The following is a 26,070-nucleotide window of genomic DNA, read 5'->3' as shown; positions in this document are numbered from 1 at the left end:
ACGTTTCGGGTGCCAGAGAGAAGCAGGAAAGAACCTACCTGCTTACCGGAATGCCGGTGGATTCCCGCACGGTTAACGAAGCAGGAATTATCAGGCTGGCAGGTGTATCTCTTCCTTCAATCTTCTCAATAAGTAATTCACAGGCTTTGCGCCCCAGCGTGTACCGGTCCTGACGGACAGTGGTCAGGGGCGGGGAAAAATACTCCGCGAGTACGAGATCGTCAAAGCCGATGATCGATAAATCCCGCGGCAGAACGTACCCAAGATGATGAGCTGCCCGCATGACCCCGTGAGCCATTAAATCACTTGCGCAAAAGACGGCGGTGATGTGCGGATGGGCCTTAAGCAGCCCGAGCGCTTCCTGCTCAGCCTTTTTTTCATCGAAGGCTGCCTCCCGCACGTATTCCTCCCGGTAGGGAAGACCGGACTCCCGAAGTGTTTCTTCGTAGCCTTTCCGGCGTTCTTTGGATACGTAGGCATAATGATGGCCGTTAATAAATGCGATGTGTTCATGACCAAGTCCGATCAAATGTACCAGCGCCTGACGGGCGCCGTCAGCATTATCAGTAGTGACAAAGCTTGCGTTACCGCTTTCCACATGATTGTCGATAAATACGCATGGAAGCCCGGTAGCCGCCAATTCTTCGGTGGCGGAATGGTCATGGGGGAGGTTCTGGGTGATGACCCCTTCGAGCTGTCGCTCCCGGCACATTTGGTAATACGTACGGTCCCCGGTAGGACGGGATTGAAACAGGATAAGGTCATAACCGCATTCGTTGGCGTATTCGTTTACACCGGCCAGAATATCAAGTGTGAACGTATCCTTCGGATTGGACGGAAAGGATTGGGAGGTTAAGAGCCCAATTGTTTTCGAACGATTCATAACGAGGCCGCGGGCGATGTGGTTTGGCGTATAGTCCAGCTGTTCGGCGATCTCCTGAATACGCTGGCGTGTCTGTTCATTGACGTCGCTGTATCCATTCAAAGCTCTCGAAACAGTAGTGACGGAAACGCCGGCTGCTTTAGCGATATCTTTTATGGTATTCATAGTTAGCCTCCGAAACGTTTTGGAAGAATGACTTTATTATAGAAAACGCTTTCATTTTACGCAACCCTAAATTGAAAATTTTTAAAAATTAAAACAAAAATTGTGCTTTTCCATAAATCATAAAAATTGATTAACGCCGCTCCACCTAGTAAACTAGCGGTAAATAAGCGATAAGAAGGAGTGGACAGTATGGAGCATGCTTCAGGCAATAAAAGGACCGTCCAACCTAATAAACAACAAATGCTGAATCGGTTAAAGCGTATTGAAGGACAGGTGCGCGGCGTTCACGATATGGTGGAAAACGATCGGTACTGTGTCGATATTTTAAACCAGATTGCAGCTATTCAGTCTGCAACCAACAAAGTATCGCTGGCATTGATGGAGGACCATACCTCGCACTGTGTGGCGAACGCCATTAAAGAGGGTGAAGGCGAAGAATCCATTGAAGAGCTGATGACCGTTATGCGCCGGATGATGAAGTGATTTTTGACAATACCCCTCAGGCGTATTATATAATGAAGGTACAGAAAGGATGGTTGAAATGAAAAAAGAAACGATCCAGGTGGAAGGAATGAGCTGTGGACACTGCGTCTCTGCGGTAGAAGGCGGCGTCGGCGAACTGCAGGGCGTTTCCAGCGTGAAAGTAAACCTCGATACAGGTGCCGTAGACGTAGAATATGATCCTGAAGTAACTTCACGAAAAGATATTGATGAAGCGATAGATGATCAGGGATACGATGTTGTATCTGCATAAATGATTAATAAGGAGCGGATCGTGCAGCCACGATCCGCTTTTTTATCACAGTTTTGTTTGCTAAATACTATACGGGGGTATAATATTAAAAGAAAGCCTGCAATGGAAATGAGGTGCCGGTATGGAAAAGCAGAAAACCAATAACAATCTTTCCCGATGGAACGCATCCGTAGAGGGTATGACCTGTGCGGCCTGCTCCCGAAGAATTGAAAAGCAGGTAGGGAAAATGGAGGGGGTCTCGGAAGCCTCCGTTAACTTAACAACCGAACAGCTTTCGGTGCAGTATGATCCAGATGAAGTATCGCCGCATGACATGGAAGAAAAAGTAGAACAGACCGGCTACAGCGTCCGTCGCAGCGAAGCGGTATTTGACGTCTCCGGCATGACATGTGCAGCCTGTGCCAACCGGGTCGAAAAGAAGCTGAATAAAATGCCGGGTGTGTCGGAAGCTACCGTCAACCTGGCGATGGAGCGTGCCACGGTTCACTATCTGGACGGGGAAGTTTCTGTAGAAGACATGGAACAGGCAGTAGACAAATTAGGGTATGGGTTAACCGAACGGACCGAAGAAGAGACGGAGGATCCTAGAGAAAAAGAGCAGCTGAAAAAAGGATGGCAGCTGCTGATTTCTGCGCTTTTGACCCTCCCGCTTGTATGGACGATGGTGTCCCATTTCGGATTTCTGTCCTTTCTCTGGGCTCCGGAAGCACTGATGAACCCGTGGGTGCAGGTCGGTCTTGCAACGCCGGTTCAGTTTGTGATCGGCTCCACGTTTTACCGGAGCGCCTATAAATCACTGCGGAGCGGCAGTGCCAATATGGATGTGCTGGTCGCCCTTGGAACCTCGGCTGCCTATTTTTACAGCCTGTACTTTGTGCTGACGGGCAATGCGTCCGAAGGTCTGTATTTTGAAACTTCGGCTGTGATTATTACCCTCATCCTTCTCGGTAAATGGTTTGAAGCGAAAGCGAAGGGTCGCACCTCGCGTGCCATCAAGTCGCTGCTTTCATTAAAAGCCGAAACTGCCCTGGTGGAACGGGGCGGGGAAGTAACAGAAATAAAGAGCGAAGATGTTCAGGAGGGCGACGTCGTCCATGTGAAGCCGGGAGCGAGAGTACCGGTGGACGGGGAGGTCATTGACGGCCGCTCGTCTGTGGATGAGTCCATGCTTACAGGCGAAAGTATTCCGGTGGACAAAGATACCGGGGACACGGTGATTGGAGCGACGGTGAATGGAAACGGGCGTATCCGCATGCGTGCGACCCGGGTCGGCAAGGACACGGCGTTATCGCAGATTGTGCGGGTCGTTGAGGAAGCGCAGGGCGGAAAGGCGGAGATCCAGCGCCTCGCCGACCGGGTATCCGGAGTGTTTGTGCCGATTGTGATTGGAATCGCGGCTTTGACCTTTCTCACCTGGATTCTTTTTGTGCAGCCCGGATCGCTTGAAGCGGCGCTTCTGCCGACCATTGCCATCCTTGTTATTGCCTGCCCGTGTGCGCTCGGTCTCGCAACACCGACATCCATTATGGCAGGTTCGGGCAGAGCGGCTGAAAACGGCGTGCTCTTTAAAGGCGGACAGTATTTGGAAAGCACGGGAGCCGTAGAGACGATTCTGCTCGATAAAACCGGCACAATTACAAAAGGGGAGCCGGCAGTGACTGATATTGTGCCGGCAGCCGGCTGGACAGAACAGGAGCTGTTGATGCACGCGGCCGGCGCGGAGGAATCCTCCGAGCATGCGCTCGCCCAGGCGATTGTCCGGGACGCGGGACAGAAAAATATTATGCTGCCGAGGGCGTCTTCGTTCGAAGCAGTACCCGGCAAAGGGGTGCTTGCAGCCACGGACGCCGGTACTGTAGTGGTTGGAACGAGTGTCTGGCTGGCGGAGCGCCGGGTGGAAGGTATACCGGAAAGTGCAGAAAATGAAGCAATGGAAGATCAGGGAAAAACAGTGATGGGAGTCGCAGTAAACGACCGTTTTGCCGGGTGGATTGCCGTAGCTGATACAGTGAAAGAAACATCCAGACGGGCAGTGGAACGCATGCAGGCAGCAGGACTTGAAGTCGTCATGATTACCGGCGATAACGAAAAGACTGCCCGCGCCATTGCAGCCGAAGTAGGGATCGATCGCGTAATTGCGCGCGTGCTGCCGGAGCAGAAAAGCAGCGAAGTCACGCGGCTGCAGCGTGAAGGCCGGCGCGTAGCGATGGTCGGAGACGGCATTAACGATGCACCGGCGCTTGCGACAGCTGATATCGGGATGGCTGTTGGTACAGGAACGGATATCGCCGTGGAGGCAGCCGACATCACGCTGATGCGCGGGGATTTGAACAGCGCTGCTGATGCTGTGCTTATGAGCCGGGCCACGATGAAAAACATTAAAGAAAATTTATTCTTTGCATTTGTGTATAATTCCGTCGGCATTCCTATTGCGGCTATCGGCCTGCTCGCTCCGTGGGTGGCCGGGGCAGCCATGGCGTTCAGTTCCGTTTCTGTTGTGCTGAATGCCCTGCGCCTTCAGCGGATGAAAATTTCATAATAAAAACAGGCAGGGCCCAGCGGCTCTGCCTGTTTTCTATCCACCAGGAGAAGAAAATAATTGTGAATCCAGTTCATTACTATATTACTATGAACTTTCTTGGTTTGTGTTATAATAAACAGGAATTTATAGGTATAATATAATGGATCGAATGCATTTAATAAATGATTATCCAATTAAAAAGTGACTCAAGGAGGCTGTTCAAAATAGCTGCAAATTGTATGTCCCAATCCATAGGCAATGCTAAAATTGCTAATTCTGACTCTATCGATAAACTCACAAAGTGCCTGTATCAAACCGCCAATATCGAGCTCGGCAAATTAACAGCTTCGATAAACAGTGCCCAGGAAGAACTTAATTTATTAATGCAGGAAATTCAAAGGCTCCAGGGTAAATCCGTATGATGCCTGGATACATGCGAAGCACCTATCTATCAGCCTAAAGACAGACAGGGCATAGTGCCTCTGTCTGCTTTTAGGCTGCCCCTATTTTTTTATCCAAAAGGGCGGCGATAACGAACATAAAAATCATGCCGACGCTTACGACGAATAAGTCGGGCCCGATCCAGCGGGTGAATACAATGCTTAAAATTAATACAGAGAAAAAGGCGATAAATGTTACATTCGCTGCGGCGAACCGGTGCCGGCGGCCGTGCTGTTTAATGCGGGCGATGACGTAAATAGCGGCATTTAATGCCAGGCCGATAAATAAAAGGTAATACAGATTTAATGTTAGTTCCATGACTCATCGATCTCCTCAACTACGTTCTGGTATGTATTCGTGCACCGGGACGTCTTTTCATATCACTTTACATGGTAACATGAACTTGAAAAAGGCGGTAGGAAAGATAAACCATGCCTGCATATGCTACACTTGCCGTAGAAGTTAGTGATGGAAGGAAGGAACAATTACAATGCAGATAGAAAAATACGAAGGCATGCCTCCAAGCGAAGTGCTTCAGGGTATCCTATATTTACACGCTCAGCTTTTTGAAAAAATGGAACCAATGTACCAGACTCTCGAACAGGCAGAGGCGTCTCTCGTGCAGGTAGCGCGGGAGGAAGGAAAGATACTCGGCTACGACATCAGCTACGCGAAAGATGACAGCGTATGGTACAGCTGGCTGAACGGAATGGAAGAAGCATTTGAAGATGACGGATGGAGAAGCCGTCTTGTCGGCAACGTTCTTATTCATGCCCGGGAGCAGGGATATGAGGTGGTGCAGACGAAGCTTGCCCACCGGTACCCGGAATTTATTGATATGCTGCAGGCCGCGGGCTTTCAGGTGAAAGAGGAGTTAACAGATGAACGCATCTGGCTTGAGAAAAAGCTGTGAAAAGGGACCGTTTCCGGTCTCTTTTTTTATAGGCAGAAATCACGTATCTTCGTATAGTGCCTTTTCAAATTTGCAGTAGTTCCGCATACTGATGAAAAAGAAAAAGGAGGAAATCATATGAAAAATATCGAAGCCGGACTGCTGATCCTCCGGGTCGTGACAGGCGTGATATTTTTAGCCCACGGAGCAGATAAATTACTGAACGGAATGGGTGACCAGGCTGCATCGTTTGGCAGCATGGGCATGCCGGAAGGCACGGCTTACGCTGTAGCAGTCATCGAAGCCGCGGGAGGAATTTTACTGATTCTAGGACTGCTGACGCGTGTCGTGGCGGGGCTGTTTGCACTCATTATGCTTGGAGCGATTGTAACGGTCAAATGGCAGCAGGGACTGATTGGGGGCTTTGAGCTTGATCTTATACTGATGGCTGCCTCTATTCATCTGGCACTTACTGGAAGCCGCATGCTTGCCTTGAAAAAACGAAAAAAGAAACGTTCTTTCTGAAGCAGTAAACGGCCTGCAGGGATAAACCCCTGCAGGCCGTTTACTGTTTATGCATTTTCATTTGACGTATAAGGCTCCATCTTTTTCCACTGCGTACGAATAGTGGACGAGGCCACGCCGTAGCGTTCGGCGATTTCTTTCTGGGTGCCGCCTCCTACTGCGTATTCAAGGGCTGCTGCCTGGGCTTCCGGCTTGCGGATAACAGGATTTTCCTGTTCACAAAAGCGTGCCCACAGCTCTGAAGCTGCAGCTGCTGCGTCTTTAGACAGCTGATCGGAGTTTTCGAGCGCCTCCACTACCTTCTGCTGGTCGTCGTTCAGGCCTGAAGTGGATGCCGCAGCGGTCTCTGTTGTATCGGCCGCAGCATCTGAACCTGTTTCAGACGGGGTGGTGGAGGTGCTATCTGCTTCCTGGTATTTTTCCTGAAGATCATCCTTAAGTGTGCGAAGCACGTCCGGCAGGTGATGCGTGATCCAGCCGGCTTTATCCGCTTCGTTATCCGGAACAGAGCCGGTAACACTTTTAATGACGTCATCGCCGAAGTCCGGATGAAACGGCAGCAGGCCGAGCATTGGATACCATTTGTCCTCCACAGGAACTAAAAAGGCAAGGAATACAATGTTTTCCTGCAGGTCGCGGAAAAAGGACAGTGGTTCAATGTGGTGAACTTCATCGCTCAACAGGTCAGTGACTTCGTACCAGTCGTCGGTCATTTTATTCAAACGAAATAATGACAGGTTATGCCCGGTCCAGTTGGAATAAAGCCGTTGAAGCCGCGGGTGCTGACTGTTCTGCTCTATCTGCTGATGGATATTCATCCATTCCCTGCGCTCATTGCCGTGCAGTAAAAAGTCGGCAAGCGCCAGGTTTTGGACAAATTTATGCCAGGCATAAGGGAAATAGTTCGGCCGGTAGACACGGCGGTAATAATGGCTGAAATCCTTCCGGCTGTCTTTGTTCGCAGCGGCTGCAAGATCCAGCTGTATGTTGGTTACTTCTTCAGTCGTATAAGCTGGCTGGTTGGCGGGATCGCCGCAGCATTTTTTGTATTTTTTACCGCTGCCGCAAGGACACGGGTCGTTACGTGAAATACTCATACATTCAGGCTCCTTCTCACTAGTATGTTACTATTCCTTCAAATTCTAACATACATTGCCCCGAAATGGGGAATCCGTGCGCTTCAGGGGGGTGGAGACGTGAAAAAACCCTTCGCAGTGGAAGGGCTGTATTTGTATAATAAGAGACCTGCTTAATTAGCCGCTTGGCCGTTCGCATTTTCCCATACGCTGCGGAGTGTCTCTGCGCTGTGGTGGAAGTCTTGGGCTTCCTCTTCATTCAGTGGCAGTTCGATCACTTCCCGTATTCCCTCGCGGTTAATGACGGCCGGTACACCGATGCATAGATTATTTTCTCCGTACTGGCCGTCAAGGTGGGCGCTGACGGTCAAAACGCTGTTTTCGTTTTTAAGAATCGCGTTTGTAATACGGGTGAGTCCCATTGCGATGCCATAGCTGGTGGCGCCCTTACGCTCAATGATCTCATAGGCAGCCCCGCGGACGTCTTTAATCATGCCTTTCATTTCCTTCACATTTTTGTTTTCTTTTTCATCTGCGAGTTCTACTGCGTTTCGGCCGCCGACGTTTGCCTGGCTCCAGACGGCAAGCGATGTGTCGCCGTGTTCACCAATGATATAGGCGTGGGCATTCTGGGCAGCGGTATCAAAATAGTCACTCAGCATAAACCGCAGGCGGGCGGTATCCAGAATTGTCCCGCTTCCAATGACCCGTTCTCTTGGAAGCCCGCTGAACTGCTGGGTGGCATACGTAAGAATATCCACAGGGTTAGTGGCGATAAGGAATATTCCGTCAAAGCCGTTATCCATCACCTGACCGACGATATTTTTAAATATAGCCGTGTTTTTGCCTACAAGATCGAGACGGCTTTCCCCGGGTTTTTGGTTGGCACCGGCAGTAATACAGACAATGTCGGCATCCCGGCAGTCTTCATAGGTGCCAAACCATGTTTTAGTAGGATGCGGGGCAAAGGCTTTACCGTGATTGAGATCCATCACGTCCCCTTCGGCCTTGCGTTCATCCAGATCGATGATCACGAGCTCCTCGACGACGCCCTGATTAATTAACGAAAATGCATAGCCGCTGCCGACAGCTCCGGCTCCGACAACAACAACCCGGTGGACGTGATTTCTTTTCATATATAAAATCCCCTTTCGAATATGAATCATGTGAATGAATGAGCAATCTTTATCTATTTATATTGTGCACCATTTCACAAAGTGATGCAAGCACAGAAAATATATAATTGTGAACAAATGATGAACTTACGTGTTGGGAGGAAATCGAAACGGGAAAGGAGCAGAAGAGGGGGAATGACTCGATGGAAAATGCGTTAAAATATGCGCTGCCGACAGCGTTGACGTGGGCAGTGATTGGTCTGCTCGCCGGTCTGAATCTCGACAGAGGATGGCTGTGGGTGCTTGCTTTTGTAGTTTTCGGATTTCTCGTCAGCTTTGTTACAGTGATAATTGCGCAGTGGATTATTTCTAAAATAAATATGTAATTAGCGGCGGAGAAATTAGGGAATGGTATATGTAAAGCTTATAAGCGAAAAGGAGCGTGCAAGCATGGAGGATATAAACGGCCGGAGACCGGTGATAGCTATTACTGGCGCTAGTGGATATATCGGAAGAAACCTGATGAAGGAACTGAAAAAGCACGCGGATATTATTGCTCTGTCGAGAAACATAGACACAAAAGAAAACGAGGAGCATGTAACATGGCGCTCGTGTGACTTATTTTCATTAAAAGACGCGGAACAGGCACTTGAAGGTGCAGATTACGCTTTATACTTAGTTCATTCGATGATGCCGACGTCCAAATTAACTCAGGGAAGCTTTGAAGATATGGACGTTATCCTTGCCGATAATTTCGCGCGTGCCGCCGAGCAGAAGCAGGTGAAGCAGGTCGTTTATTTGAGCGGCATTATTCCTGAAGCCGACCGCCTGTCCCGTCATTTAAGCAGCCGGCTGGAAGTAGAAAATATCCTGAAATCGTACCGGACGCCGGTGACTGCTATACGTGCGGGATTGATTGTCGGTCCACAGGGCTCCTCGTTTCCTATTCTCGCAAAGCTGGTAAAGCGGCTGCCGGTCATGATCCTTCCGAAATGGACGCAGACCAAGACCCATCCGATTGCCCTGGCCGACGTATTAAACAGTCTGCAGAAGAGCATCGGGGAAGAATCGCTCTACAACCGTTCCATCGATGTTGGAGGGCCGGACGTAATGACCTACCGGAAAATGATGAACATCACTTCAAAGGTGATGGGGAAGAAGCGCTACGCAGTTACCGTGCCTTTTTTCACCGTGCGCCTTTCAAGACTGTGGGTGAGTGTAACTACCGGGACACCGAAAAGCCTGGTTTATCCACTGATTGAAAGTCTGATCCATCCGATGGTGGCTGACCCTGCTAAAAGTGTGAAAGGCATCAGTGATGGAAAAATTCCATTCCGGGAGGCGGCAGAAAACTCTCTGAAGGAAAGCAGGAAGGAGCAGTCCTCCATTCTGGCACGCCTGAAGCCGGCACCTGTGGAGCGGAATGTACGCTCTGTCCAGCGCGTCACCATCCCAAGTGGAAGAGACGCAGACTGGACGGCCCGTTATTATATAAAGTGGCTGCCGAAGCTTCTGCGCCCATTCGTAAAGGTAGAAACGACTGATCGCTATCAGTACGGCCTGCGGCCTGCCTTTATGAAAAGAACATTTCTCGAGCTCTCCTATTCCAAGGAGCGCAGCGAAGAAGACCGGGCGCTGTACTATATTACCGGCGGACTCCTTGCACAGGTAAATGAAGGAGAACGGGGCCGGCTGGAATTTCGTAAAATTCCTCACACGAACCAGTGCATTGTAGCGGTACATGATTATGTTCCGGCTATGCCATGGTACTTTTATCAATATACCCAGGCGTTTATTCATCTTTGGATCATGAACCGCTTTAAAGCACACCTTGAAAAAGATCAGTGGACGTTAAGGAGGTCCCGTCAGCTCCAGCCGGAGTCATAATTTTCCTCGTTTAGTTTCACCTTTTTTAAGGAACACGGAAAAGGATATGAGTAGTCTGCATACAGAAGGGAGACGGTGCCGTATGAGCACCAACCAGTTGATCCGTGACTATTTTGTCAATCACGCAGCGGAAATGGCGAATTCATGGTACGAAACGTTGGAGGAATCAGACAGAGAATCTGCTTACGCAACGACTGACCCAAAAGAAGTTGAGGAACTGAAGTCTCAGACGTATGAGTTTCATTTATATTTCTCGAGTATTTTTATCGAGGATCGGAATACATGGGAGAATACCTTTGAAGTATGGATAGACGGCATTATCAGTGATCCTAAATACTTCCGGACGAAGGATGCGCGGGTCGTCCGGGAAATGATGAGGTACAGGGAGCAGTATACTGCCTATTTGAAGCGCTTTTATGCGGAAGAGCACGCAGAGCTCTCTGCGAATATGAAAGAACAGCTTCGGGAGCTCGTAACAAACGGCATGGATCAGATTATTCTTTCTTACGTGGAAAAATCCAACCGGCTGCTCCTTCAGAAATTAGAAGCGAGGGAAAGCATTATTAATGAACTGAGCGCTCCGGTTATCTCTCTGAATAAATCCTCCGCCCTTCTTCCGTTAATTGGAGAAATTGACGAAGAACGGGCTGCAGTAATACTCGAGCACACACTTGAGGCGTGCTCGAAAAAGCAGGTCTCTGAATTGTTTATTGACCTTTCCGGCGTAGCCGGCATCGATACCCACGTCGCTCATCAGATTTTCGGGCTGATACGTTCGTTAAAGCTGATTGGCGTACAGCCTGTTCTGGCAGGCATGCGTCCCGAAATCGCCCAAACCTCCGTCAATCTTGGCATCAGATTTCAGGATGTGCCGATTGCCTCGTCGCTTTCCCAGGCAATGGACCAAAAGCATTAAAAAAAGCCGGCTCCCTTTGAAGGGTGCCGGTCTTTTCTGCGTCTTTAACACAGATTCATCTGTGCTTAGACTTTTTCTACGACGTACGTTGGTTTCTCAACGAATTTTTTACCAGCGAGTTCTTCGGAATGATCGAAGTAGCCGCCGAATTTATAAACGACTTTGTACTCGCGGTCCGGCTCTGTAAACAACTGATTTTCATTGTTGGAGATGACCGTGACATGGTTGTTTTCTACAAAGCTGTCGATTTCACTCGCTTTATAGTTTGTACCTGCAGTAAGTTCGGAAACGGATTGGCTTCCCATATATAATCGCTCCTTTGCGTTATAGTTTGTCCACTCGTTACAATACCCGGGTGAAACCTGTATTAATCATACGATTTAATAGCCGCCCCGGATGCTTGGCTCTACGTCCTCTAAATAAAACTTCGTCAGCTTCTCCTGCTCCTCTTTCGAGAAGGAGGGCACACTGACCGCTTCGAGGCTGTCGGTCACCTGTTTTTCGTTACGGAATCCAGGTATGACACAGGTGACGTCCTCGTTATCCAGAATCCAGCGCAGAGCTGCCTGGGCCATTGTGCCCCGCTGCTCTTTAATCCACTGGAGGGAGGTGCTGAGCTCTACGCCCTTTTGAAAAGGAAGGCCGGCGAATGTTTCTCCGACATTGAAGGCGTCTCCGTCCCGGTTGAAATTGCGGTGGTCGTCTTCAGCGAATGTCGTTTCTTTTGTATATTTTCCGGTTAACAGTCCGCTTGCGAGCGGCACGCGGGTCAGGATACCGACGCCCTGCTTTTTCGCCTGTGGAAAAAGCCGTTCTGCCGGCTTCTGACGGAAAATATTGTAGATCACCTGAAGTGCCTTAACATTTGGATAATGCAGGCATTCCATGCCTTCCTCCACTGTTTCCACGCTGACTCCGTAGTGGCGGATTTTTCCCTGTGCCTGCAGGTCATCAAGTACCTTAAATACCGAGCCGTCTTTTAAAACGTCGATCGGCGGACAGTGAATCTGATAAAGATCCAGGCGTTCGCGTCCGAGACGCTTCAGTGTAGCGTCCAGGTAGGCCGTGACACTTTCCCTGGAATAAGTATTTGGGTCATTAATATCGCCGCCGCGTGCAAATTTGCTGGCCACGTGAATCTTGTCTTCTTTGCCTTTGGTTGCTTTTCCAATCAATTCCTCGCTGTGTCCATCTCCGTACACGTCGGCCGTGTCGAAAAAATTCACCCCGGCGTCCATGGCAGCCTCGAGGCCTTTGAGCGCTTCGGTATCGTTTGTTGCTCCCCACGCGCCGCCAATGGCCCATGTGCCAAAGCTCAATTCACTTACTTTTAGATCGGTATTTCCCAACTGACGATATTTCACACCGTCCACCTGCCTTTTAATCAAAGTATGGTGGGCTATTCCCGTTCTGCAGATATTTAAGCGTTCTCATGATTAATGGTTTTGATTTAGTGTAATGTTTCCTATAATAAAAGCAGCACATTTTAAAGGAGGCGGAGTCCTTGTATTTATTCAAAGAAAAACCGATCAGAAATACGATTGATGTCAATCAGCAGGCGCTTTCCCTTATTGAAGACGGCTTTCGGCGCCTGCAAGCAGGAGAAGTAACCATGCCTCCCGTACTCAGCATGCCCATTGCCGATAAAAATGGTGAAATGGATGCAAAAACGGCTTACGTCAAGGGCATGGACCAGTTTGCCCTGAAAATTTCGACCGGTTTTTTCGATAACCCGGACAAAGGGCTTCCAAGCCTTAGCGGCATGATGCTTTTGTTTCATTCGGATACCGGCTTCCCGGCAGCAGTGCTTCAGGACAATGGATATTTGACCGATGTGCGCACAGGAATTGCCGGCGCCGCGGCAGCCAAGTATTTGGCTAAAGACGAGGCAAGGATTGCAGGTATCGTCGGCACCGGCACACAGGCGCGCTTTCAGCTGCGGGCGCTGAAAATGGTACGGCCGTCAATTGAAAAAGTGTATGTGTACGGACGCAAAAAAGAACGGATTGAAGCGTATCAGCGTGAAATGGAGCATGAGCTTGGTGTTACGACGGAAGCTGCCGATCTTGAAACAGTAGTACGAAACTGCGACGTGCTCGTTACGACGACACCGTCGACAGAGCCGTTCATCAAAAAAGAATGGCTGCATCCGGGGCTTCATATTACAGCTATGGGCTCAGATGCTGCGGAAAAGAATGAAATCGAGCCGGATGTACTCGGAGCGGTGGATATTCTTGCCTGTGATGCGGCTTCGCAGGTATTTTCCATCGGTGAACACCGGACGGCAAAAGAAGCCGGAGTTATCGATGAAAGCAGCACCGTGGAAATCGGGGCGATTATCAGCGGAGATGCCCGTGGCCGGGAAACGATGGAGCAGGTAACCTTCTGTGACCTGACAGGCACCGGGGTGCAGGATACAGCCATTGCCGTCTACACGTACGACCAGCTCAAGGCCTCCGGAGAAGGACTCGAAATAACAGAAGACGAATAAACAATGGGCGCCGGGTCAAGGATCCGGTGTCTTTTTTATGCTCTTTCCTGGAGAAAGGGTGGCGATTTTTGGAAAAAGTTATATAATAATTTGTAAACGGCTTCAATAAAAGGGGGAGCTCGGTGGTGGGCGAACGGAGGAAGGGTTGGATGTTTGCTGTTTTCTTTCTCGGCTGTCTGGCCAGCCTGACGGCAACCGTTTATTTTGGTACGAAGGCTTTTTACGTGGAGCCGGTAAATTCAGAGGAAAACGAAGTGTACCAGACGAGAGCAGCGCTCATCATGGAAGAAGCAGGAAATCCTTACTGGGAACAGATTAAAGAGGGCGCGACTGAAGCCGGAGAAGAAGCGGGCATTTACGTCGAAACTTACGGCCCGTCTAAAGCGGATAAAGATGAGCAGCTTGAAACGATGAACCGGATGATTGAAAGCAATGTAGACGCCATTATCACCCAGGGTATTGATGATCCTGTTTTCAGGGAGCTGGTACAAAAAGCGCTCGAAAAGGGGGTGCCGGTCATCACTGTAGACAGCGACGTGCCGGAAAGCGGGAGGCGTGCCTATATCGGGACGGATAATTATGAAGCCGGAATTTTGGCAGGTGAAGAGCTGCTTCGGAATACAGAAGGAATGCAGTATGTCGGCATCGTTTCCGGAAGTGCAGAAACGGTCAATCAGCAGGAGAGGGTGGAGGGATTCCGGGATACTGTAGAAGCAAGCGGCCGCGTAGAAATCAAGGATATCGGATATTCCGGTATTTCCGAGATCGGAGCCGCCCAGGCCGCTTATAGTTTATTAAAGGATAACCCTGCCATTACGGCGCTGTATGGCACAAGTGCTTTGGATGCTGTCGGCATGGCGCAGGGAATCGAAGAGATTGAAGGGGTCGGCGACCTGTATGTGATCGGGTTTGATACACTGCCCGAAACAGTACAGCTGCTTGAAGAGGGCACAATTGATGCCACGGTCCGTCAGCACCCCGTGCAGATGGGGGAGCAGGCGGTATATGATGTGGCACGGCTGAATCAACAGCAGTACGTGCCGGCGGTACAGCATACAGACACCGTTATTTGGAGAGCTTCTGAAGCTGCCCGGGAAGGGGGAACAGAGCGGTGATACGGTCTATTCGTTCGAAAATGCTGTTTTTTTCCTTTGCGTTTATTCTGCTGTTTAACGCAGTAGCAATCGGTATTTACTGGAGCTCAGAGCGGATTACTAATGAATACAGTTCGAGCTTTGACCGCTTTGTATTACTGAATTCCATTTCCCGGCAGGCCGAAGAGTGGACAGCAGCGACGCAGCAGGTCGCGACCAACCCTTCACAGGAAACCTGGGCCGCTTATTATCAGGCATCAGGGGAAATGAAAGCACTGACAGAAGAGCTGGGTAATGAAGAAAATCAGCCTGGATCCGTCGAAATGCAGAGCTACATGCAGCTGCTTGATTCACTCGAGCAAAACAGCGAAACGACTGCCGGATTTGTGCTTCAGGGGGATATCGAAAAATACGGAAGCAATCTCGCAGAAACCGAACAGTCGAACGCATATATACAGGAAAGCACCCTGACCCTTATCGATCAGTCCCTGACAGAGTACCAGCAGCTGTATGCCCAACTGCAGGAACGAAATACCTCGTTTCGCTATTTTATTATATGCTTGTTTGCCACGTCGCTATTGATTGCTGCCTTTATCGCCTTCCGTTTCTCTTCAAGCATTACAAAGCCGGTCGGCGAATTATCCCGGGCAGCAGAGGAAGTATCGCGCGGCCACTTTCAGGGGGAGCCTCTTCGTATCCGCTCCGGAGACGAACTGGAGCTTCTCGGCCGTACGTTCAACCGTATGCGGACAGACATTCATACGTATGTCGGTGAAATGGAAAAAAAGGCAGAAATGGATCAGCTCATGAAGCAGCTGGAGCTGAAGCATCTGCAGAACCAAATTAATCCGCACTTTTTATTCAATACCCTGAACACGATTTCAAAAATGGCTTATTTGGAAGATGCGGAGGAAACGTCGGAATTGATAGAGTCTGTTTCTTCCCTGCTGCGCTACAGCCTTGGAAATATCGAAAAAGAAGTAACACTCCGGGATGAGCTGGAAGTGATCCGGAGCTACTTTCATATACAGGAAACGAGGTTCCGGAACCGCTTGTCTACACATATTGAAATTGAAACAGATGAGCTTGATGTCCCGATACCGAGATTGACGCTGCAGCCGGTAATCGAGAATGCCTTTATTCACGGAGTGGAAGGAATGGAGGAAAATGCTGAAGTACGTGTGCAGGTGCGTCTGGAGAACAGTCAGATCGTCGTCCGGGTGATGGATAACGGTAAAGGAATGAACGAGCGGCAGCGCCAGCAGCTTCTTGGTGCGGGGGAAGAGCAGGAAGCGCACGTTGGTCATTCCACCGGCCTGGGGATGCAGAACGTACGCAGGCGACTGGAATTATTCTTTCAGGCCGAGCAGCTTGTGGATGTGGAATCCGTGCCGGCACGAGGCACCACGGTAAAGGTTTGTATGCCGGTCAAAGAATGGCAGAAAGCAGGGGGGCAGGCAGGATGATACGACTTTTGATGGCAGAGGATGAATGGCTTGAACGTAAAGCGATGAAAAAGCTGATAGCGGCGCATTTACCGGAAATCACAGTAATCGGGGAGGCAGAGAACGGGCTCGACGCAGTGGAGCAGGCTATCGAAAGTAAGCCGGACATTGTGCTGATGGATATTAAAATGCCGGGATGTAACGGCCTCGAAGCCATACAGCACATTCAGAAGGCGGCAGCCGGTATCCATTTTATTATGGTTACTGCCTATGATTCCTTCGACTATGCCCGGGAGGCGCTCGGTCTGGGCGTAAAGGAGTATTTGCTAAAGCCGGGCAAAAAGGAAGAGACTATTCAAACACTCATACGTGTGCAGGCGGCAGTGAACCGAAGCAGGCTAGAGCAGAAGCAATACAGAAGCAGAATGCAAAAGCTCCTTTTCCAAAGCGTCTGTCACGGAGAAGCGTACGAAAACCATGCCGATCTTCTTACAGAAGCAGTGCCGGGCTGCTCATACGGTTTTGCAGCAGTCATGCGGGAGGAGGAAATGCCGGAGGATATAGAAGAAAGAATAGCCCAGTGGACCAATGATTCTTTTCTTACAGACCGTCAGCCGGGCGGCTGGTTTCGGACTTTTTTCTTCCATGCGGGCAAAAACAGGGGATCTGAAGAGATCGAACGCCTGCGCCGCCGCATACATTTTGAACTCGGGGAAAAAGCAGCGATAGGGGTTTCTGAAAAGGAATACGACATGAAACAGCTTTTTCAGGCTTATGTGGAAGCACTGTCCAGTCTTGAAAAAGATCAGTACGCGCTTCCGGAACAGAGCAGCGAGTGGGTCTCCTCCATTGTGAATGCACTGCGGACCGGGGAAGAAAAAGCTGCCGTCTATTATTGGAGCGAATGGTGGAACACCCAGCCCCAAAAATCATCCAGGAGACATTTGTGGCTTCAGCTTGAAGAACTGGCTAAGGAAATGGGCGGTACGCTCGAGGAGAACATGCCGTCGGATGCTGCGGAATGGAAGCGTCTCCTTCATATTGTGGGAGCATACCGGGGGCTCCATTTTCGGGAGCATCACCAGATTGAAAAAGTAAAAGCCTACGTTAAAAATCACTATGCCAAGCCGCTCCAGCTTGAAGATATGGCAGGATATGTGCAGTGGAGCCCTGCATATTTTTCCCACCAGTTTAAAGAAGTAACCGGAGTGTCATTTGTTGATTACGTCACGCGTGTAAGGATGCAGGAAGCAAAACGGATGCTTCAGGACCGCGAACGGCCGTTAAAGGAAATCAGCATCAGTATCGGGTACAAAGACCCTAACTATTTCAGCCGTGTCTTTAAAAAGCAGGTGGGGTGCTCTCCAAAACAATATCAGCAAGGCAAAAAGTAATAGGATAAAGTAACCTAAAAATAATGCAGACAATCAAAAGATTGTATAGAAAATACTTCCATACAATCGCAGGAACCTAACTTATAATCAAAATTGTAAGCGTTATCATAAAATCATATTTATTCCTGCGAGGGGGAGGGTTCATGTTGAAAAAGAGTGTTGGTCTGGTAGGAAGTTCATTGCTGCTGTTCGGTTTGGCAGCCTGTGGGGGAGGCGGTTCGGATTCCGGCTCCGGTTCGGAAAATGAGGGCAGCTCCGGAGGCTCGGGGGAAGGTGGAAGCGACGCCGAAGTAGAAATCTTCAGCTGGTGGACAGGCGCTGGCGAGGAAGACGGCCTGATGGCTTTAATCGATATGTTTGAAGAGGAAAATCCTGATATTTCGGTGGAAAACGCCGCTGTAGCCGGCGGTGCCGGTACAAATGCTAAAGCAGTGCTCGCCACAAGAATGCAGGGTGACGATCCGCCATCCACGTTCCAGGTGCACGGCGGAGCTGAGCTGAATGACAGCTGGGTGGCAGCAGACAAAATGGAGCCGCTCAATGATTTTTACGAAGAGGAAGAGCTGAATGACAAGTTTCCGGAAGAGCTAGTGGATATGGTCAGCTCGGATGGCGATATCTACTCCGTACCGGTCAATATTCACCGCGGCAACGTCATGTTTTACAACATGGAAGTGTTTGAAGAAAACGAAATCGAACCGCCAAGTGATATCGACGAATTTTTTGAAGTCGCAGAAGAGCTTGAAGCTGCAGGAGTGACGCCGCTTGCAATGGGTGATAAAGAATCCTGGCCGGCTACACAAATTTACGAAAACCTGCTGCTTGCCAACCTCGGTCCGGAAGACTACGAAGCTCTTTGGGAAGGGGAAGTCGGCTTTGATGATGAGCGCGTAGCAACAGCCACTGAACAGTTTGGGAAAATGCTTGAATATGTAAACGAAGATCACGCTTCGAGAAACTGGCAGGACTCAGCGCAGATGGTTGCAGACGGGGAAGCTGCCATGATTAACATGGGTGACTGGGCGAAAGGCTATTTTGTAAACGACCTTGGCCTGGAAGTGAATGAAGGCTTCGGCTACACGCCGTTCCCTGGAACATCGGAAGAATTCATGGTCATCACTGATACTTTCGGTCTGCCAAAAGGGGTGGAAAATCCGGAACAGGTTAAAGAATTCCTGAGCGTCCTCGGTTCGAAGGAAGGACAGGACGCCTTCAACCCGTTAAAAGGATCGATCCCGGCACGTGTGGACGCGGATGAGTCCAAATACGACGAATATGGCCAGGATACGATGGAAGACTTCCAGGAGACATCGCTCACGCCAAGTCTTGCGCACGGTTCAGCTGCCTCTGAAGGCTTCGTGACGAAAGCGAACCAGGCCGTAAATATCTTTGTTACTCAGGGCGATGAAGAGAAATTGATGGAATCGATGCAGACAGCACTTGATGAAGAACAACAATAGAATGAATTAACAGAAAGAAGCCCCGTGCCGGTGAAAGCGGTGCCGGGCTTCTTTTGTTCAAAGGAGGGATGGAAGATGGCCGACGAAGTAATGGACAAAACAGCAGCAAAAGACCGGGTGAAACGTAAAAAAGCAGTCAGGGACCGCTGGTGGGCCGTGGCGTTTATCGCTCCCTCGTTTTTACTGGTCGCTGTATTTGTATACGGATTTATCGGGTGGACAGGGTACGTCTCGCTCAGCAACTGGAACAGCCTGACACCGGACTTTTCTTTTGCCGGGTTCGCAAACTATATATACCTGTTCCAGGACTTCCGTTTTCAGGCGGATTTAAGGAACACTCTGTTTTTTACACTTTTATTTATCGGGTTTGTGATTGTAAGCGGCCTCGGCCTGGCGGTGCTTATCGACCAGAAGTTAAAAGCCGAAACGCTTTTTCGCAATATTTTTCTTTTTCCAATGGCGCTTTCCTTTGTCGTGACGGGGGTCGTCTGGCAGTGGCTTTTGAACCCGTCCACCGGCTACAATACATTTTTGGCATTCTTTGGTATCGAACCGCTCTGGTATACCGACACGAATATTCTGGGCGGCTTTCAGTGGGGGAGTATTGAATTCGGTCTTCCTGTTGCTATTATCGCGCTTGTCATAGCGGCCGTCTGGCAGATGACCGGCTTTTCCCTGGCGATGTACCTGGCCGGTCTGCGGGGCATTCCGGAAGAGCTCCGGGAAGCTGCCCGGGTCGACGGGGCGTCAGAGTGGAAGGTATACATGAAGGTAGTCATTCCGCTGCTTCTGCCAATTACAGTAAGTGTTGTTATTATCATGGCGCACATTTCGCTGAAAATATTTGACCTTGTTTACGCGATGACCGGCTCGGGGGCGAATTTCGTAACTGACGTTCCGGGCGTATATATGTTTGAAACCACATTCCGTGCCAATTACTATGCAAACGGGGCAGCCATCGCCATGGTAATGCTCATTCTGGTCGCTGTATTCATCGTACCGTACTTACTCGCCAATCGAAGGAGGGAAGGCTGATGGCCATTCGATTAACGCCGGTGTTCAAATACGCACTCGCCATTTTTATGTCGCTTTTGTTTTTATCACCGATCTACGTCATCGTAGTAACCAGCCTGAAGCCGCTCGATGAAGTGAGTCTCGCTACGATGTGGGCGTTTCCGACAGCGATCGACTTTTCAAGCTACGCGGAAGCCTTCGCTGCCCTGGCTCCGAACCTGGCGAACAGCTTTTATCTGGTTATTCCGGCAACGATTTTATCCGCGCTGCTCGGGGCGATGAACGGATATGTGCTGTCCAAATGGAAATTCAAAGGCTCGGAAATTCTTTTTACCGTGCTGCTGTTCGGGATGTTTATTCCGTATCAGAGCATCCTCATTCCGCTCATCCAATTTCTCAGGAGTATTGAATTGTACAACTCGATTCCGGGGCTGATTCTCACCCACGTCGTGTACGGTCTGCCGATTACGACCCTGATGTTTAGAAACTTTTATGCCAACATCCCCGATACAATGATTGAAGCAGCGAAAATTGACGGCGCGGGTTTTCTGCAGATATTCCGGCGCGTCATTATTCCGCTATCCATTACGGGATTTGTCGTCGTAGCCATCTGGCAGTTTACGAACATCTGGAATGAATTTTTGTTTGCGGTAACGATCACAAACGCAGACAGCCAGCCGGTTATGGTGGCGCTGCAGAATTTATCCGGCAGCCAGATCGTGCAGTGGAACGTGCAGATGGCCGGTGCCATGCTTGCCGCCCTGCCGACGCTTATAGTCTATATTGTGCTTGGAAGATACTTTGTCCGCGGTCTGCTTGCCGGCTCGGTTAAAGGGTGATCAAAGCTTCTCTGCTCCGGCAGGGAAGCTTTTTTGTCTGCAGGCTTTTCAAATGATCAATTTTCCCTTCTCAATGCGTGAAGTCGTGTTAAAATAAGACAGTGATTAACCGGAACGTTAAAAGCGAGTATGTGCAGGCATAGAGAAAGGTGGCTCATCGTGGCAGACACAGCAAAGACCCCGGTAAAAGTCGCTATGACAACCAATATGCAGCAGGAAGATGAACGTGAAACCATCCAGCTGAACGCAGATGGCGAAATGTACGAAAAGCAGGAATGGACATATGTCCGGTTCAAAGAAGAGCTCGAGGGCATAGGAAAGGTACAGACCACGCTGAAAATCGGAAATGCAGAGGTGATGGTACTCCGAAGCGGGGCCGTGGCCATGCGTCAGGTATACGCGTACGGCGAGCGTACCGAAGGCACCTACGACATGGGCTACGGCCGGCTTCATACAGAAGCGGTAACAGACCATCTGGCTGTGACAAAGGCCAACCTCGGCTGGGTGATGCATATTGATTTTCATTACCGGCTGGTACTGCAGGGGACGCCGGTAGGGCGTTACGAAATTTCGATCGTTATTGAGGAGGACGCATAAGCATATGAATATAATGGATCAGGTGAAAGAGCAGTTAAAAACAGAAATTGCGGCGGCAATTGAAGCGGCTGGACTTGCCCGGGGGGAGGAAGTCCCGGAGATTGTGCTTGAAACCCCGAAGGAAAAAAGCCACGGCGACTTTGCCTCGAACGCGGCGATGAAGCTCGCAAGCGTGGCAAAAAAAGCACCTCGGGCGATCGCCGAAGACATCGTGAACCACTTAAACACAAACAAAGCCTCCGTCAAAGAGATTGAAATTGCGGGGCCCGGCTTTATTAACTTTTTTATGGATAACCGTTATTTGATTGATGTGATTCCGGAAGTGCTTGATCAGGGGGCAGAGTATGGCCGCTCTGATGTTGGAAAGCAGAAAAAGGTTCAGGTGGAGTTTGTATCGGCGAATCCGACCGGCAATCTGCATCTCGGTCATGCCCGCGGCGCGGCCGTTGGGGACTCGCTCTGCAACATTCTGGACTTTGCCGGCTACGACGTGACGCGTGAATATTACATTAACGATGCCGGCAATCAGATCGTAAACCTGGCAAGATCGGTCGAAAGCCGGTACTTTGAAGCCCTCGGCATGGAGATGGAAATGCCTGAAGGAGGCTATCAGGGAGCAGACGTGCGCCAGTTCGGCGAAGAGCTTGCAAGCGAACAGGGAGACCGGTTCGTCCACGTCGAGGAAGAGGAAAGGCTCGAGTTTTTCCGCGAGTACGGCCTGAAGCGTGAAATCGAAAAGCTGAAGCAGGATCTTGAGCAGTTCAGAGTCCGTTTTGATGTGTGGTATTCGGAAACCTCTCTTTATACAAACGGCAATGTTGAAGAAACGCTGCAATACCTGCACGACCAGGGAGAAACATACGAAGAAGAAGGGGCGGTATGGTTCCGTTCGAGCCGTTACGGGGACGATAAAGACCGTGTACTTGTGAAAAACGATGGTACCTACACCTATCTGCTGCCGGATATTTCGTATCACCGGGACAAATTCGGCCGCGGCTTTGAAAAAGTTATCAATATCTGGGGAGCAGACCACCACGGCTATATTCCGCGTATGGAAGCAGCGGTACAGGCGCTCGGCCATGATAAAGAACAGCTCGAAACGCAGATCATTCAGATGGTGAACCTGTTTGAAAACGGCGAGCGTGTAAAAATGAGCAAACGGACCGGGAAGGCAGTAACCCTCCGGGATCTAATGGACGAAGTCGGCATTGACGCCACACGGTATTTCTTTGCGATGCGGAGTCCGGACACTCACATGGACTTTGACCTGAGCCTGGCTAAATCAGAGTCCAATGAAAATCCGGTATACTACGTGCAGTACGCTCATGCACGACTTTGCAGCATTTTCCGTCAGGCGGAGGAGCGCGGCATTACTTTTGATCCGAAAGCCGATTTGACGCCGATCCACAGTGAAAAAGAAATGGACGTGCTGAAAAAAATCGGGGAATTCCCGGAAGAAGTGGCGATTGCAGCGGACAAATATGCTCCGCATCGCATGACCACCTATCTTCATGAACTGGCCTCTGCGTTTCATAGCTTTTACAACGCAGACCGCGTGATGGACGCGGAGGATGAGCCGAAAACCCAGGCAAGGCTCGTACTGGCGAAGGCAGTCCAGACGACAGTTCAGAACGGTCTCGACCTTATCGGCGTGAACGCGCCGGAAACGATGTAATAACGACGAAGGCACCGCCCGAAATGGGAGGTGCCTTTTTGTTATGCTTTCGCGGGAGCTTTTTCATATGCGGATTCGATCTGTTCGTCGACTGGAAACCTGGTTCCCACGTAAGCTCGGGCCCGTTTAACAAACAGGGCGATAACAATCAGTGTTCCGACAGCTGCAATAATATAACTCAATTCCATCGGAAGTCCGAAGCCGATCGGCGCGTTCAAAATGTAGGTGAACGTTGCCATGGTCATGAACGTGGCTGGAATCGAAGCGACCCAGTGGTTTTTCCCGGCAAGCACGAGATACATGGCACCGACCCACAGGGCGATCATGGCGGTGGACTGATTGGCCCAGGAAAAGTAACGCCATAAAATGGTGAAGTCCATGTTCGTTAAAGCAAACGAAGCGACAAACAATGGAACGGCAATCCAAAGCCGGTTCGGCATTTTCTTTTGATTTATCCGGAAGTAGTCCGCAATGATCATCCGGGCGCTTCTAAACGAAGTATCCCCGGACGTGATTGGAAGAACAATAACCCCAATGACTGCGAGCGTACCGCCGACAGCACCAAGCATCGTCATGGAAACTTCACTAACCACAGCTCCGGGACCGCCGGCAGCGATGATTTCATTTAGGGAAACGCCGTTAAAAATGCTCATGGCAGCAGCGGCCCAGATCATGGCGATAATGCCTTCAGCGATCATCATGCCGTAGAAAATTTTTCTTCCGCTGCCTTCGCTCTGGGTGGTGCGGGAGATAATTGGTGTCTGGGTGGCATGAAAGCCGGAGATAGCCCCGCAGGAAATAGTTAAAAACAACAGCGGGAAAATAGGCGCCTGATCCGGGTGCATGTTTTGGAAAGAAAGCTCCGGAATCGGCTGTCCCTGAACGATAAGTCCTCCCCCGATACCGACAGCGCTGAGCAGAAGGAGCGCTCCGAGAATCGGATAAATCTTGCCGATGATCTTATCGACCGGAAGAAGCGTTGCGAGAGTATAATAGGCGAAAATAACGGTAATAATAGCGGCAAGGCCGATTCCTGCTGGAAGAATACCGCTCAGCAGCTCCGCAGGAGCAGTGACGAAAACGGTTCCAACTAATAATAAAAGAAGCACTGAAAACCCGTTTACAATATGTTTCATCGACTTGCCGAGAAATTTGCCGGCAAGCTGAGGAAGGTGGGCGCCACCGTTCCGGATGGAAATCATTCCGGTTAAGTAATCGTGCACCGCTCCGGCAAATATAGCGCCGAACACGATCCATAAAAAAGCAACTGGGCCGTAAAGAGCGCCCATAATCGGACCGAAGATCGGGCCGACGCCTGCAATGTTCAGCAGCTGAATCATAGAATTCCGCTTTGTCCCCATAGGAAGGTAGTCCACGTTATCCTGTTTAGTGAAGGCAGGAGTCGCCCGTTTTTCATTTGTAGTGAATAATTTTTCAATAAAAGCGCCGTATGTAAAATAACCGATAACCAGTAATGCTACTGCGATGATAAAAGTAATCATGATGTCGTCCTCCTGGTAAATTTGAATACGCTTACAGATTAGTTATACAATTGGAAATCATAAACGTCAAGCAGAAAATGAAGCAGGTCCGCGCGGTTTTTATTGCAGATAGGAAGGGTAAATAATGGTAGATCGAGAAGAATAACAGGAAGACATGCTACCATGCAGAAGGAGGAAACGATATGGCCGTAGTTATCCGTTCGATGGAGTATAAAGACTTGGACCGAATCCGTGAAGTAGCAAGAGACTGCTGGTATGACGCCTATGAGGGCATTATTCCGCTGCCGGCCCAGGAGATGTATTTAAGTCAGGCCTACAACGATGAGATGTTAATGCGCCGAATATCCAAGCATACCTCCAAAGTAGCTGAAGTGGACGGGAAAGTCGTGGGATTTTCTGATTTAGGACCGATCGACGATAAGCGAAGCTGTAAAATGTCTGCTATGTACCTGCTTCCTGAATATCAAAGCCAGGGGATTGGAAAACAGCTGTTTGACGAAACGCTGATGGAAGAGCCGAATGCTAAAAAGATCCGCGTCTATATAGAGGAAAAAAATACACGCGGTCAGAAATTTTATGAAAAACAGGGATTCGAGAAAAAGGAAAAGCTTCAGGGGGAATTCGGCGGCTATCAGATTCCGATGCTGATTATGGAGAAAGATATGTAAAAGAAAAGCGGAGGAAGCCTGACCAGCGATGCGTACCCTGGAAGAGCTTTGGAAAATTGGCTTTTTCACTTTGACAAAGGTCTGAAGGGATGCGACATCGTTGGCTTCCGGAGCTGGACAGAGAAAAACGCGATTGGCGAATAGAGGAAACAGTAACACCCGGGTTAAAGGAAGTTCGACTAAGAGCGCTACGTCCTGTAGCAACGTCGAACTGACCCGAAAAGCGGAGGGCGTTGGTCACCAGACCGAACGGCTCGTCGGTTTCAGTCGGCTTGAAACGAAGTCGCAAACGATCTGAAATCACGAATGGATTGGGCTGGTAACGCATGGAGCTAGACATGGCCTGTCTCCCGGGTCTGCGCTTTTATAAAATAAAAAAGCTGCTCCTCTTTTGTGAGGAAGCAGCTTTGCACTTGATAGATGATTATTTTAATGGGTTACTTCATTTTTTAATAGAACGATGCGGTGGTAAGGAAATTCTTCTTCTTTTCCCACAATTGGATAATCACTGAATTCTACAATAACCGTGCGTTCAAATTCAGAAATAACTTTCATTTCATATCCTTCATAATGAACGACTTCTCCAGGTTCGAATTGGTCAAATTGTTTTTCGCCAGCCATTTACATCAACACCTTTTGACTTTATTAAATTACATTACCCTTTTTTATAATGATTAAACATCACTTGAAAGTACAGGCATAATACGTATATTCTC

At 49.6% G+C, this 26,070-nt stretch carries 28 protein-coding genes; 20 read left to right on the top strand and 8 right to left on the bottom strand.

Annotation, left to right across the window (positions count from 1 at the left end; translation table 11 throughout):
- Positions 1-34: 34 nt before the first annotated feature.
- Complete coding sequence (locus ACTRXI_RS10640) at positions 35-1,048, bottom strand: LacI family DNA-binding transcriptional regulator (protein WP_474262394.1); 1,014 nt, start codon at positions 1,046-1,048, stop codon at positions 35-37.
- Between the two features lie 180 nt (positions 1,049-1,228).
- Here ACTRXI_RS10640 and ACTRXI_RS10635 point away from each other — a divergent pair, with 180 nt between their 5' ends.
- The 4 genes from ACTRXI_RS10635 to ACTRXI_RS10620 all read left to right on the top strand — a co-directional run bounded on the left by ACTRXI_RS10635 (position 1,229) and on the right by ACTRXI_RS10620 (position 4,745).
- A complete protein-coding gene (locus ACTRXI_RS10635) occupies positions 1,229-1,531 on the top strand; it encodes a metal-sensitive transcriptional regulator (protein ID WP_474262393.1) in 303 nt (100 codons plus the stop codon).
- 58 nt (positions 1,532-1,589) lie between these two features.
- Complete coding sequence (copZ, locus tag ACTRXI_RS10630; protein ID WP_474262392.1) at positions 1,590-1,802, top strand: copper chaperone CopZ; 213 nt, start codon at positions 1,590-1,592, stop codon at positions 1,800-1,802.
- A gap of 121 nt (positions 1,803-1,923) precedes the next feature.
- Entirely contained in the window at positions 1,924-4,341 is a 2,418-nt protein-coding gene (locus tag ACTRXI_RS10625; protein WP_474262391.1) for a heavy metal translocating P-type ATPase, read from the top strand.
- 221 nt (positions 4,342-4,562) lie between these two features.
- Positions 4,563-4,745, top strand: coding sequence for a hypothetical protein (locus ACTRXI_RS10620; protein ID WP_474262389.1), 183 nt, complete (start codon positions 4,563-4,565; stop codon positions 4,743-4,745).
- Positions 4,746-4,815: 70 nt separating this feature from the next.
- On the opposite strand, the gene ACTRXI_RS10615 is transcribed toward ACTRXI_RS10620, so the two are convergent.
- Positions 4,816-5,082, bottom strand: a complete 267-nt coding sequence (locus ACTRXI_RS10615) for a hypothetical protein (RefSeq protein WP_474262388.1) — start codon at positions 5,080-5,082, stop codon at positions 4,816-4,818.
- A gap of 172 nt (positions 5,083-5,254) precedes the next feature.
- Here ACTRXI_RS10615 and ACTRXI_RS10610 point away from each other — a divergent pair, with 172 nt between their 5' ends.
- Both ACTRXI_RS10610 and ACTRXI_RS10605 read left to right on the top strand, forming a co-directional pair.
- A complete protein-coding gene (locus tag ACTRXI_RS10610) occupies positions 5,255-5,677 on the top strand; it encodes a hypothetical protein (RefSeq protein ID WP_474262387.1) in 423 nt (140 codons plus the stop codon).
- Between the two features lie 117 nt (positions 5,678-5,794).
- A complete protein-coding gene (locus ACTRXI_RS10605) occupies positions 5,795-6,181 on the top strand; it encodes a DoxX family protein (protein ID WP_474262386.1) in 387 nt (128 codons plus the stop codon).
- 47 nt (positions 6,182-6,228) lie between these two features.
- Here ACTRXI_RS10605 and ACTRXI_RS10600 read toward each other — a convergent pair whose 3' ends face one another.
- Positions 6,229-7,278 (bottom strand): SEC-C metal-binding domain-containing protein, encoded by a 1,050-nt coding sequence (locus ACTRXI_RS10600; protein ID WP_474262385.1) that lies wholly within the window; start codon positions 7,276-7,278, stop codon positions 6,229-6,231.
- Between the two features lie 152 nt (positions 7,279-7,430).
- Complete coding sequence (locus tag ACTRXI_RS10595) at positions 7,431-8,393, bottom strand: L-lactate dehydrogenase (protein WP_474262384.1); 963 nt, start codon at positions 8,391-8,393, stop codon at positions 7,431-7,433.
- A 182-nt stretch (positions 8,394-8,575) separates the two neighbouring features.
- On the opposite strand from ACTRXI_RS10595, the gene ACTRXI_RS10590 reads away from it, so the two are divergent.
- The 3 genes from ACTRXI_RS10590 (at position 8,576) to ACTRXI_RS10580 (ending at position 11,175) form a co-directional block, all read left to right on the top strand.
- Positions 8,576-8,758, top strand: coding sequence for a hypothetical protein (locus ACTRXI_RS10590; RefSeq protein WP_091613249.1), 183 nt, complete (start codon positions 8,576-8,578; stop codon positions 8,756-8,758).
- Positions 8,759-8,822: 64 nt separating this feature from the next.
- Positions 8,823-10,259 carry an NAD(P)H-binding protein gene (locus tag ACTRXI_RS10585; protein WP_474262383.1) on the top strand — a complete coding sequence of 479 codons (1,437 nt, stop codon included), beginning with the start codon at positions 8,823-8,825 and terminating at the stop codon, positions 10,257-10,259.
- Positions 10,260-10,341: 82 nt separating this feature from the next.
- On the top strand, positions 10,342-11,175 hold the full coding sequence (locus tag ACTRXI_RS10580) for an STAS domain-containing protein (RefSeq protein WP_474262382.1): 834 nt from the start codon (positions 10,342-10,344) through the stop codon (positions 11,173-11,175).
- A 65-nt stretch (positions 11,176-11,240) separates the two neighbouring features.
- Here the strand turns inward: ACTRXI_RS10580 and ACTRXI_RS10575 are convergent, their stop codons facing one another.
- Both ACTRXI_RS10575 and ACTRXI_RS10570 read right to left on the bottom strand, forming a co-directional pair.
- Positions 11,241-11,480 (bottom strand): hypothetical protein, encoded by a 240-nt coding sequence (locus tag ACTRXI_RS10575; protein WP_474262381.1) that lies wholly within the window; start codon positions 11,478-11,480, stop codon positions 11,241-11,243.
- Positions 11,481-11,555: 75 nt separating this feature from the next.
- On the bottom strand, positions 11,556-12,539 hold the full coding sequence (locus ACTRXI_RS10570) for an aldo/keto reductase (RefSeq protein WP_474262380.1): 984 nt from the start codon (positions 12,537-12,539) through the stop codon (positions 11,556-11,558).
- Between the two features lie 140 nt (positions 12,540-12,679).
- Between ACTRXI_RS10570 and ACTRXI_RS10565 the strand changes: the two genes are divergently transcribed.
- From ACTRXI_RS10565 to argS, 9 genes are all read left to right on the top strand, one after another.
- Positions 12,680-13,666: a cyclodeaminase gene (locus ACTRXI_RS10565; protein ID WP_474262379.1), complete on the top strand. Its 987-nt coding sequence runs from the start codon at positions 12,680-12,682 to the stop codon at positions 13,664-13,666.
- A gap of 125 nt (positions 13,667-13,791) precedes the next feature.
- On the top strand, positions 13,792-14,781 hold the full coding sequence (locus ACTRXI_RS10560; RefSeq protein WP_474262378.1) for a substrate-binding domain-containing protein: 990 nt from the start codon (positions 13,792-13,794) through the stop codon (positions 14,779-14,781).
- Positions 14,778-16,226, top strand: a complete 1,449-nt coding sequence (locus tag ACTRXI_RS10555; protein ID WP_474262377.1) for a sensor histidine kinase — start codon at positions 14,778-14,780, stop codon at positions 16,224-16,226. The genes ACTRXI_RS10560 and ACTRXI_RS10555 overlap by 4 nt, the downstream gene beginning before the upstream one ends.
- A complete protein-coding gene (locus ACTRXI_RS10550; RefSeq protein WP_474262376.1) occupies positions 16,223-17,599 on the top strand; it encodes a response regulator transcription factor in 1,377 nt (458 codons plus the stop codon). The genes ACTRXI_RS10555 and ACTRXI_RS10550 overlap by 4 nt, the downstream gene beginning before the upstream one ends.
- 143 nt (positions 17,600-17,742) lie before the next feature.
- Complete coding sequence (locus ACTRXI_RS10545) at positions 17,743-19,059, top strand: ABC transporter substrate-binding protein (protein WP_474262375.1); 1,317 nt, start codon at positions 17,743-17,745, stop codon at positions 19,057-19,059.
- Positions 19,060-19,149: 90 nt separating this feature from the next.
- On the top strand, positions 19,150-20,094 hold the full coding sequence (locus tag ACTRXI_RS10540; RefSeq protein ID WP_474262428.1) for a carbohydrate ABC transporter permease: 945 nt from the start codon (positions 19,150-19,152) through the stop codon (positions 20,092-20,094).
- Positions 20,094-20,912, top strand: coding sequence for a carbohydrate ABC transporter permease (locus ACTRXI_RS10535; RefSeq protein WP_474262374.1), 819 nt, complete (start codon positions 20,094-20,096; stop codon positions 20,910-20,912). Before ACTRXI_RS10540 ends, ACTRXI_RS10535 begins: the two co-directional genes overlap by 1 nt.
- Before the next feature lie 159 nt (positions 20,913-21,071).
- The gene (locus ACTRXI_RS10530) at positions 21,072-21,509 is read left to right on the top strand and encodes a YwiB family protein (protein ID WP_474262373.1); all 438 of its coding nucleotides are present in this window, start codon (positions 21,072-21,074) and stop codon (positions 21,507-21,509) included.
- Positions 21,510-21,513: 4 nt separating this feature from the next.
- On the top strand, positions 21,514-23,184 hold the full coding sequence (argS, locus tag ACTRXI_RS10525; RefSeq protein WP_474262372.1) for an arginine--tRNA ligase: 1,671 nt from the start codon (positions 21,514-21,516) through the stop codon (positions 23,182-23,184).
- A gap of 41 nt (positions 23,185-23,225) precedes the next feature.
- On the opposite strand, the gene ACTRXI_RS10520 is transcribed toward argS, so the two are convergent.
- Positions 23,226-24,686, bottom strand: a complete 1,461-nt coding sequence (locus ACTRXI_RS10520; protein ID WP_474262371.1) for a carbon starvation CstA family protein — start codon at positions 24,684-24,686, stop codon at positions 23,226-23,228.
- Between the two features lie 182 nt (positions 24,687-24,868).
- Between ACTRXI_RS10520 and ACTRXI_RS10515 the strand changes: the two genes are divergently transcribed.
- Positions 24,869-25,354, top strand: coding sequence for an N-acetyltransferase family protein (locus ACTRXI_RS10515; RefSeq protein ID WP_474262370.1), 486 nt, complete (start codon positions 24,869-24,871; stop codon positions 25,352-25,354).
- Positions 25,355-25,487: 133 nt separating this feature from the next.
- A complete protein-coding gene (locus ACTRXI_RS10510; protein ID WP_474262369.1) occupies positions 25,488-25,652 on the top strand; it encodes a hypothetical protein in 165 nt (54 codons plus the stop codon).
- 131 nt (positions 25,653-25,783) lie between these two features.
- Here the strand turns inward: ACTRXI_RS10510 and ACTRXI_RS10505 are convergent, their stop codons facing one another.
- A complete protein-coding gene (locus tag ACTRXI_RS10505) occupies positions 25,784-25,975 on the bottom strand; it encodes a hypothetical protein (RefSeq protein ID WP_022794603.1) in 192 nt (63 codons plus the stop codon).
- Between the last annotated feature and the right edge of the window lie 95 nt (positions 25,976-26,070).

The organism is Marinococcus sp. LNHM4E3-1 (assembly GCF_056034405.1).
The sequence above is the reverse complement of the archived record's forward strand: the minus strand, read 5'-3'. Positions and strand labels throughout refer to the sequence as shown.

Excerpts from the sequence above, each read along its gene's own strand:
- ACTRXI_RS10620 (WP_474262389.1), top strand. The coding sequence starts at position 4,563 with ATGTCCCAATCCATAGGCAATGCTAAAATTGCTAATTCTGACTCTATC.
- ACTRXI_RS10505 (WP_022794603.1), bottom strand. The coding sequence starts at position 25,975 with ATGGCTGGCGAAAAACAATTTGACCAATTCGAACCTGGAGAAGTCGTT.
- ACTRXI_RS10595 (WP_474262384.1), bottom strand. The coding sequence starts at position 8,393 with ATGAAAAGAAATCACGTCCACCGGGTTGTTGTTGTCGGAGCCGGAGCT.
- ACTRXI_RS10580 (WP_474262382.1), top strand. The coding sequence starts at position 10,342 with ATGAGCACCAACCAGTTGATCCGTGACTATTTTGTCAATCACGCAGCG.
- ACTRXI_RS10540 (WP_474262428.1), top strand. The coding sequence starts at position 19,150 with ATGGACAAAACAGCAGCAAAAGACCGGGTGAAACGTAAAAAAGCAGTC.
- ACTRXI_RS10515 (WP_474262370.1), top strand. The coding sequence starts at position 24,869 with ATGGCCGTAGTTATCCGTTCGATGGAGTATAAAGACTTGGACCGAATC.
- ACTRXI_RS10625 (WP_474262391.1), top strand. The coding sequence starts at position 1,924 with ATGGAAAAGCAGAAAACCAATAACAATCTTTCCCGATGGAACGCATCC.
- ACTRXI_RS10590 (WP_091613249.1), top strand. The coding sequence starts at position 8,576 with ATGGAAAATGCGTTAAAATATGCGCTGCCGACAGCGTTGACGTGGGCA.
- ACTRXI_RS10585 (WP_474262383.1), top strand. The coding sequence starts at position 8,823 with ATGGAGGATATAAACGGCCGGAGACCGGTGATAGCTATTACTGGCGCT.
- argS (WP_474262372.1), top strand. The coding sequence starts at position 21,514 with ATGAATATAATGGATCAGGTGAAAGAGCAGTTAAAAACAGAAATTGCG.
- ACTRXI_RS10550 (WP_474262376.1), top strand. The coding sequence starts at position 16,223 with ATGATACGACTTTTGATGGCAGAGGATGAATGGCTTGAACGTAAAGCG.
- ACTRXI_RS10640 (WP_474262394.1), bottom strand. The coding sequence starts at position 1,048 with ATGAATACCATAAAAGATATCGCTAAAGCAGCCGGCGTTTCCGTCACT.
- copZ (WP_474262392.1), top strand. The coding sequence starts at position 1,590 with ATGAAAAAAGAAACGATCCAGGTGGAAGGAATGAGCTGTGGACACTGC.
- ACTRXI_RS10545 (WP_474262375.1), top strand. The coding sequence starts at position 17,743 with ATGTTGAAAAAGAGTGTTGGTCTGGTAGGAAGTTCATTGCTGCTGTTC.
- ACTRXI_RS10600 (WP_474262385.1), bottom strand. The coding sequence starts at position 7,278 with ATGAGTATTTCACGTAACGACCCGTGTCCTTGCGGCAGCGGTAAAAAA.
- ACTRXI_RS10605 (WP_474262386.1), top strand. The coding sequence starts at position 5,795 with ATGAAAAATATCGAAGCCGGACTGCTGATCCTCCGGGTCGTGACAGGC.
- ACTRXI_RS10615 (WP_474262388.1), bottom strand. The coding sequence starts at position 5,082 with ATGGAACTAACATTAAATCTGTATTACCTTTTATTTATCGGCCTGGCA.
- ACTRXI_RS10575 (WP_474262381.1), bottom strand. The coding sequence starts at position 11,480 with ATGGGAAGCCAATCCGTTTCCGAACTTACTGCAGGTACAAACTATAAA.
- ACTRXI_RS10535 (WP_474262374.1), top strand. The coding sequence starts at position 20,094 with ATGGCCATTCGATTAACGCCGGTGTTCAAATACGCACTCGCCATTTTT.
- ACTRXI_RS10610 (WP_474262387.1), top strand. The coding sequence starts at position 5,255 with ATGCAGATAGAAAAATACGAAGGCATGCCTCCAAGCGAAGTGCTTCAG.
- ACTRXI_RS10520 (WP_474262371.1), bottom strand. The coding sequence starts at position 24,686 with ATGATTACTTTTATCATCGCAGTAGCATTACTGGTTATCGGTTATTTT.